Origin of the sequence: Vibrio ordalii ATCC 33509 (genome assembly GCA_000257205.1) — a bacterium.
Classification (GTDB): Bacteria; Pseudomonadota; Gammaproteobacteria; order Enterobacterales; family Vibrionaceae; genus Vibrio; species Vibrio ordalii.
Genome location: AEZC01000067.1, coordinates 1 through 5,347 on the forward strand (window position 1 = coordinate 1; position 5,347 = coordinate 5,347).

Here is a 5,347-nt window from a genome sequence, read left to right on the forward strand (position 1 = left end):
ATTGTAGTCATGACCAGCCGAGCAAACCTAAAAAAAAAGGTGAGCAGATGAATACCTTACTCGAAGTGTTAACAGATGAAAAAGACTGGATTGATGCCCAAGACGCCTTTAGAAAATGTGGCATTGCAGATGGCAGCTCAACCGATCGTATCGAAGAAATTTACACCGAACTGCGTAAATTAGAAAAAGCAGGAAAAATCGAAATTCAACGCCAAGGTGACTACGACCAGTTGAAATTGATCAAGCAAAACGTTAAGGAAGACTAATGCGCTTAGCTTCATTTACTATCGGTTCAGATCGTGAAGGTGAACGCCAACGATTTAAAAACCTTAAAAATGTCACCATCGACTTTGAAGAACAAGAATGGATCACCTTAGTCATAGGTTGGAATGGCACTGGTAAGTCAAACGTACTTGAGGCATTGGCGGTACTGTTTCGTGATTTGATCATGGGGAAAAATGACAACGGGGAAAAAGATAAACCCTCTTTTGCCTATACCTTGAGGTATTTTTGTCATCATAAAGAAATAGAAATCAGCGCCGACCCTGATCGCGCTAAAGATGCCTATTTGGTGAGCTATCGAGATTTGGGAGAAAAGATAGAAAACACGACGCTACAGGTAGATTTGTTCAGTGAATTAACTGATGACGCAACACTTGTGGGACTTAAATTTAATGAGTTCAAAAAGCGCCAAGATCAGTTTTTACCCAAATATGTGTTTGGTTACTATTCAGGTCATAGTGACCGGTTGCAGTCGGTCTTTCGCCCCTATCTTCAGCAATATGATAAAAAGCTACGTAACTCAAAGTCGGAAGATCCTGGCTTAAGACGCTTGTTTTATGCCTTGCCTGTGCATAGCCAATTTGTGCTGTTAGCCTTTGTGCTTAACCAAGATGATTTAGTCAGGCATTTTTTAGATACTCAGCTCGGCCTAGAAACGGATGAAAATGCTGAAAGTATCGACTCTGTACTACTAGAACTCAATGAGCCCTCATGGAATTTAAATAAGGGTAAAGCCCCCAAAGGTACTTATGGTGCCTGCAAAGATAAGCCTGATATTTTTTGGGGGGCGGAAGGCGTGGTACGCGATTTTTTAAATCGGGTTCATAAAGTGGCTACTGCACCAATTAAAATTAGCCGTAAAGATGATGCGACCTTATGGAATAAAAAAGATCGTGAATACTTGTATATGTTTATCAAGGACGTTACGCGACTCACTGAGCTAGTTGGTGACCAAGAGCCTAGGGAGTTTTTCCGCGACCTTGAAAGTACCTATGTTTCTGAGCTAATCAGCGAAGTGCGTATACGGGTTAAGCTTAAAAAGAACGATGGCAGCGTAACTTTTCGTGAGTTAAGCGAAGGAGAGCAGCAGCTATTGACTGTGTTAGGTCTACTGCGATTTACCGCCGAAGAAGAAAGTCTGTTTCTACTGGATGAGCCCGACACTCACTTAAACCCCAAGTGGAGCGTTGATTACATCGATTATCTCAATAAGTTTGTTACCTCTGGCTCTAAAGGTGAAAACAATAGCCATATCGTGTTAACCACCCATAACCCAATTGCCATCGCCGAATTAACTCGCGATCAAGTACAAATATTGAGTCGTGATGATAAGACTCGTACTATTGAGTCGCATAAGCCGAATTTTGACCCTAGAGGCATGGGCTACGCGGGTATTATTACCAGCGATATGTTTGGTTTGGCGACATCCGTCGATAGCTATACCGAAGCTCTATTAGAGCGCAAAAGGCAAATTACCGCTAAGGACGAAACCTTATCGATAACCGAAAAGGCAGATCTGCAAGCCATCAACGTAGAGTTTGAGAATCTTGGATTTAGATTCTCAAACCGCGATAGAGTGTTTGAAGAATATCTGCGTGCACGTTATGAATTCGATTCACGAGCTGAAAGTAAGCAAAAAATCGACCAATTACCTTCAGATGAAAAACGTGCGGCGAGTAAAAAGTTAATCCAACAGGTTTTAGCAAAGCTTAAACAAGAAAGTGGAGAAGAAGATGAGAAGAATTGATTTGCGCAAACTTAATCCTTCTCCAGATTGGCGAGCTCGTGCTCAAAGTAAACAATCTGAAATCGATAATGGGCTTATCGAGGCAAAAGCAGCTTCTTCTATTTGGTCTGAGTTGAAGCCGCAGCTAAAAGATTTGTCTAATGGTAAGTGTTGGTACTGTGAGTCAAGGGAAGATAGATCAGACAACGCGGTAGATCACTTTCGCCCTAAAAGCCTCTACCCTTTGTTTACGCTTGATTATGAAAATTTTCGCTTCGCTTGCACTTATTGCAACAGCATTAGAAAGAACCCTGAAACGGGGGAAAGTGGAGGCAAAGGTGATCATTTTCCTTTATTGTCTGGGACCAAAGCAAGCAATAGACTCCAACGTAACACTGAAGACTACATATTGATTGATCCTTGTGAGCCAGCTGATGTCGGCCTGCTTGATTTTAAAGAAGACGGCTTACCCTGTGCAAAGTATCCTTCACAAACCAACCGTAATCGACGAGCAATAGATTCCATCAAATATTACCATTTAGATCATCCTGATTTGGTCGAAGCAAGAAGGTTGCTAGCTCTAGATATAAGAGATTGGGTTGAAAGTGAGGATGCAATTTATGATACGAATGATCAGGGCGATCCTAAAACTGAAAAAGCATTCAAAGGTTATGTTAGCAATATTGCGAAAGCAATTTCTGCAGATGCACCATTTTCTGTTTTTGCGAAGAAAATGGTTAAAGGTTATCAAGATCGGGAATGGATAGAAGTTTTATTGGAATGTGCTTAATTTCTTATTCATCTTGATGCACTTTGGGTTGGTTTAACGTATTAATCAAGAGTGGTTAAGTGGCCAAGCAGAGCATGGTAAGTGTTTTTGCCTCGGATGTGTTTGAAATTTAATAAAAACTCTTTTGTGCAATTGAACAGCGTAAAAGAGACAATCAATTCTGCCAAAAATCGGTATAATCTTTCCCCTTTAGACAGCAGTAATCCCCAGTGCTGTCCGTTAGTCGCTTTGGATAGTAGAAATGAACGCCCCCGCATTAGTACAAAAAGTTTGGAACTATTGTCATACCTTACGTGATGATGGTGTTGGCTATGGTGATTACTTAGAGCAGTTAACTTTCTTACTGTTTCTCAAAATGGCTCATGAGTACTCATTGCCGCCATACTCACGCAAAACCCAAGTGCCTAGCGGTTATGATTGGGAGTCTCTGGTGGGCCCAACCGGAGAAGCATTAGAAAATCAGTACCGTCGGATTTTAAAAAAGCTCGGTGATGCACCGGGTATGCTTGGTGCGATTTTTTACAAGGCAGAAAACAAAATTCCTGATCCCGCTAAACTGTCTCGCATTGTCAAAATGATTGACGAAGAGAGCTGGATCAGCCTTGATGCCGATGCCAAAGGTGATTTATACGAAGGCTTACTACAAAAGAACGCCGAAGATACTAAAAGTGGTGCTGGCCAGTACTTTACGCCGCGCCCACTCATTGATGCCATGCTTGCGTGTGTGCGCCCTGAGCCTAAAAAAACGATTTTAGATCCTGCCTGTGGTACGGGTGGCTTCTTTTTGAGTGCCTGTGATTGGATCACTTATGGTGATACACAGTGGATTGAAAAAGGTATGAGCCACTGGAACCCAGCAAAAGACAACAGTAGTACGATTGCTAAATCCAAGCTCAACAAAGACCAAGTCAAGTTTTTACGTGATAACACTTTCTTTGGTAATGAGATTGTGCCTTCAACTCGCCGCATGTGTTTAATGAATTTGTTTTTGCACAATATTGGCAGTATTGATGGTGAGCCGAAGGTGGAGCGTGCAGATGCTTTATTGACACCTCTCAAAGGTGAAGACAAAGTGGATTATGTATTAGCGAATCCACCTTTTGGTAAAAAAAGCAGCATGACGATTACCAATGCTGAGGGTGGTGAAGACAAAGAAGCCTTGACCTATGAACGCCAAGATTTTTGGGCGACCACAACCAACAAACAGCTTAACTTTTTACAGCATATTGTTGCGAGTTTAAAAGACACTGGTAAGGCAGCCGTCGTATTACCTGATAATGTTTTATTTGAAGGGGGAGCAGGGGAGCGTATTCGCCGTAAATGGTTAAGTAATTGCGATGTGCACACCATTTTACGTCTACCGACAGGGATATTTTATGCCAATGGTGTGAAAGCGAACGTAGTGTTCTTTGATAACGCTCCACGTGATGAAAAAGTGCACACCAAAGGGATCTGGTTTTACGATTTAAGAACCAACAAGCACTTTACCCTTAAGCAACGTCCTATGATGCTAAGCGATTTGAAAGAGTTTATTCAGTGTTATAACCCTGAAAATCGTCATCAACGCGTAGAGACAGAACGCTTCAAGTATTATAGCTACGATGAACTTATTAATCGCGACAAAGCTAGCCTTGATGTGTTTTGGCTTAAAGATGACAGCTTGGACAATCTCGATAATCTTCCTTCTCCAGAGATACTCCAGCAAGAGATCATCGATCATCTAGAGGCTGCTCTAGCAGCGTTTAAAGATGTTGCTGTTGGATTGAGCCCAAGTAAGTAATCATTCATTAATAGCGAAGGGGCTAAAGCTCCTTGCCTTATTGCTTTCTATCTATTGCAATAGTTGAGATCTACTTGTGTTCTAAAGGCTAGGCAAACTTTTCAATGGTTTTGAGTTGCTTGGTTCCAGTAACAGAGAGGCTGCCTTTGGCGGCCTCTTCTATATGCTGGCTCCACCAGCACATCATTGGCTTTCTACGTTCGAGATGATCCGTGCGGTTATAGGCACTTCGAACTTGGTTATCATCAACGTGGGTTAGGGCAGCTTCAACTAAATCGGGATCAAAGCCTTGTTCATTGAGAGTGGTACTCGCGAGAGAACGTAAACCGTGGCTAACAAGCCGACCAGCAAACCCCATACGTTTGAGTGCCATGTTTGCCGTTTGGCTGTTGCAGGGTTTCTTTGGGTCTCTATCCGACGGAAAAACAAAATCTCGATGGCCGCTTATCGGCTTCATCACTTCCAATAGCGCTAGCATCTGCTCTGTGATCGGGATGCGGTGCTCTCTTCTTTTTTTCATTCTCTCGGCTGGAATGGTCCAGACTTTCTCTTCCCATTCAATTTCATCCCATCTAGCGCCAGCGGCTTCAGAAGGGCGCGTCATGGTGTGTAATTGCCATTCTAATAAGCAACGAGTTGTGCGTTTAATACTTGCATTAGCTATTGCCCCCATTAGCTCTGGCAATTCATGTGGTGCTAATGCGGCCATATTCTCTTTTTTAGGCTTTTTGAAAGCGGCACGAATACCAGTAAGTGGGTTTGCTAGGAG

General features: G+C 42.5%; 4 protein-coding genes and 1 pseudogene. 4 read left to right on the forward strand and 1 reads right to left on the reverse strand.

The window, feature by feature from the left end:
• The 4 genes and pseudogenes from VOR_RS16755 to VOR_RS0104275 form a co-directional block, all read left to right on the forward strand.
• A pseudogene (locus VOR_RS16755) lies at window positions 1-266 on the forward strand (restriction endonuclease subunit S); the annotation flags it as partial.
• The gene (locus tag VOR_RS0104265; RefSeq protein WP_010318490.1) at window positions 266-2,029 is read left to right on the forward strand and encodes an AAA family ATPase; all 1,764 of its coding nucleotides are present in this window, start codon (window positions 266-268) and stop codon (window positions 2,027-2,029) included. The pseudogene VOR_RS16755 and the gene VOR_RS0104265, both read left to right, overlap by 1 nt.
• Window positions 2,016-2,798, forward strand: coding sequence for an HNH endonuclease (locus VOR_RS0104270; protein ID WP_010318491.1), 783 nt, complete (start codon window positions 2,016-2,018; stop codon window positions 2,796-2,798). The genes VOR_RS0104265 and VOR_RS0104270 overlap by 14 nt, the downstream gene beginning before the upstream one ends.
• 241 nt (window positions 2,799-3,039) lie before the next feature.
• Window positions 3,040-4,578 (forward strand): class I SAM-dependent DNA methyltransferase, encoded by a 1,539-nt coding sequence (locus VOR_RS0104275; protein ID WP_010318492.1) that lies wholly within the window; start codon window positions 3,040-3,042, stop codon window positions 4,576-4,578.
• Between the two features lie 88 nt (window positions 4,579-4,666).
• Here the strand turns inward: VOR_RS0104275 and VOR_RS0104280 are convergent.
• Window positions 4,667-5,347: tyrosine-type recombinase/integrase (locus VOR_RS0104280; RefSeq protein WP_010318493.1), on the reverse strand; the 681-nt coding region annotated here is incomplete at its 5' end.

Excerpts from the sequence above, each read along its gene's own strand:
- VOR_RS0104265 (WP_010318490.1), top strand. The coding sequence starts at position 266 with ATGCGCTTAGCTTCATTTACTATCGGTTCAGATCGTGAAGGTGAACGC.
- VOR_RS0104270 (WP_010318491.1), top strand. The coding sequence starts at position 2,016 with ATGAGAAGAATTGATTTGCGCAAACTTAATCCTTCTCCAGATTGGCGA.
- VOR_RS0104275 (WP_010318492.1), top strand. The coding sequence starts at position 3,040 with ATGAACGCCCCCGCATTAGTACAAAAAGTTTGGAACTATTGTCATACC.